The organism is Candidatus Albibeggiatoa sp. nov. BB20 (assembly GCA_016744725.1).
GTDB lineage: Bacteria > Pseudomonadota > Gammaproteobacteria > Beggiatoales > Beggiatoaceae > Albibeggiatoa.
Map to the genome: position 1 here is coordinate 1 of JADGDW010000290.1, position 2,071 is coordinate 2,071.

Here is a 2,071-nt window from a genome sequence, read left to right on the forward strand (position 1 = left end):
CCTCATGTACCATGTTATCTAGTTGTTCTAATAGTAAAAATGTTTGTTCGCCCTTGATAGGGAAATCTAATGCCAACGTCACGCCTTTGCGGGGAAATGACAACATACCGGGGGATTCGAGTTCGCCAAAGGTTTTTAAGACTGCTAAAAATGAGCTTAAACCTGATTTAGCAATGGTTTGTAAAATTGTTCGTATGACTTGATGATCTTCATAAGGGACAACGAATTGATACTGTAAAAAGCCATTTGTACCGTATAAACGTTTCCATTCTAAAACGGAGTCTAACGGATAGAAAAATGGATCGTAATCGACAAAATCTTCTATTATTGGCACTCGTTGTTTGTGATACAACAAGAAGTTAAATGCCTTTACAGTCAATGAGTTTAAAGCAAAACTAGGTAGATTAATCGGCATGGTTCGCATCGCTTCAGGCAATTTTTGCACCAATGGCGGCTTCCAATTCGGCGGCAACTCTTTTAATTCATCTTCGGTTACATGATTGCCACGAAAGAAAATACCGCGCCCCACATTGTCACCTTGAGCAAGACAATCAACCCAAGCCATCGTATACTCATATTTTTGATCTGATTCAGCCGATAATCGAAAAAAGTCTTCTAAATTGGCAAATTTTACGATTTGTTGATGAAGCGCACGATGATGAATCGGTCGTAAGTGAAATTCAGCCCATGTAATCAAACCTGTGAGGCCTAGGCCACCAATGGTTGCATTGTAATATTCAGTTTTATTTTGTGGAGAACATAGGTGACGCTGACCATCAGATGTGACTAACTCAAATTGAGTAATATGTCGCCCAAACGTGCCTGCTCGATGGTGATTTTTTCCATGTACATCATTGGCAATTGCACCACCAACCGTGACAAATTTAGTACCAGGAGTCGTCGGTAAGAACCAGCCGCGCGGCACAAAGTGCTGTAAGATTTCTGCAAAGCTGACACCCGCCTCACAGCGCAATAAACCTGTTGTTTCATCAAAACTAATAAAACGATTCAGTTGACGAGTATGCAATAATAATCCATTATTATTTAAACACACATCGCCATAACTTCGACCTAGACCATAAGGTAAGATATTGGATCTATTGTCAAGAGGTAAGATTTCATGTCGCCATCGTATGGTTTTAACTGTTTGCGATACGCGGGGAAAACGCCCCCAAGATTCAAATTGCTGTGTCATAAAAACCGATTGCCCTTAAAAAATACACAGAGATGTTGCCAAAAAATTGGCAGTCATGAATCTGAACATTGTACTCTAGTTTAAGCCCAAGCTGGGTAGGCCATCTCCAACTAAACGGGTATGAGCGTGTTAAAGCATGAATTTATCTCACTTTTGATGAACAATAAATGCTACGCCATAATGTCATGGCTTAGTAAGCTGGTATACGATGTGCTGACTAAATTTATATTAGCTATTTTTACTTAATTTGATAGTTCAACACTTTAAATGATTTTTATAAAATATTTCAATAAGTTGCAATATTTTCACTCCGTTTTAACTGATTAATTTTATATGTATTTAAAAATATCTGAATCATTGATCGTTGTTAACTAATTATTTAGGAACTGTTTCATGGCGAAAGTCATACAAGATTATATGATGTATGTTGTGTTGGTGCTATTAGGTGTGCTGGGCAATATATTTCATATCCCATTGCTATTTGGGCTTGATTTCATGTTTGGCAGCATTGCGGTGATGATTATTTTAAACCGCTATGGCTTGCGCGAAGGCATTTTAGCGGCTCTAATTATCCATAGTCCCACTTTGTTTCTTTGGGGACATTCTTATGCTTTAGTCATTTTTGTGTTGGAAGCAATTTGGGTAGGTTGGTTGCTGCAAAATACCCAGCCTGAACGACGCAATCTAGTGTGGTATGACACTTTATTTTGGGTTTTTATTGGAATGCCACTAGTGTGGTTATTCTACAGCTTTATGATGCAAATGGGTTATCAAGCGGTATATTTGGTCGCATTTAAGCACAGTGTCAATGGCATGTTCAACGCGCTATGGGCAAGCATGATTATCGCGTATACGCCTTATGGTAAAAAATATTTT

The 2,071-nt window shown here is 38.5% G+C and carries 2 protein-coding genes; one reads left to right on the forward strand and one right to left on the reverse strand.

The genetic code is table 11. The features are described from left to right. The coding region (locus ABXH34_RS18660; RefSeq protein WP_353573398.1) for an FAD-binding oxidoreductase at positions 1-1,195 on the reverse strand (1,195 nt) is incomplete at its 3' end. A gap of 393 nt (positions 1,196-1,588) precedes the next feature. Between ABXH34_RS18660 and ABXH34_RS18665 the strand changes: the two genes are divergently transcribed. Further along, positions 1,589-2,071 (forward strand): hypothetical protein (locus ABXH34_RS18665; protein WP_353573399.1); only part of this gene is annotated, 483 nt, incomplete at its 3' end.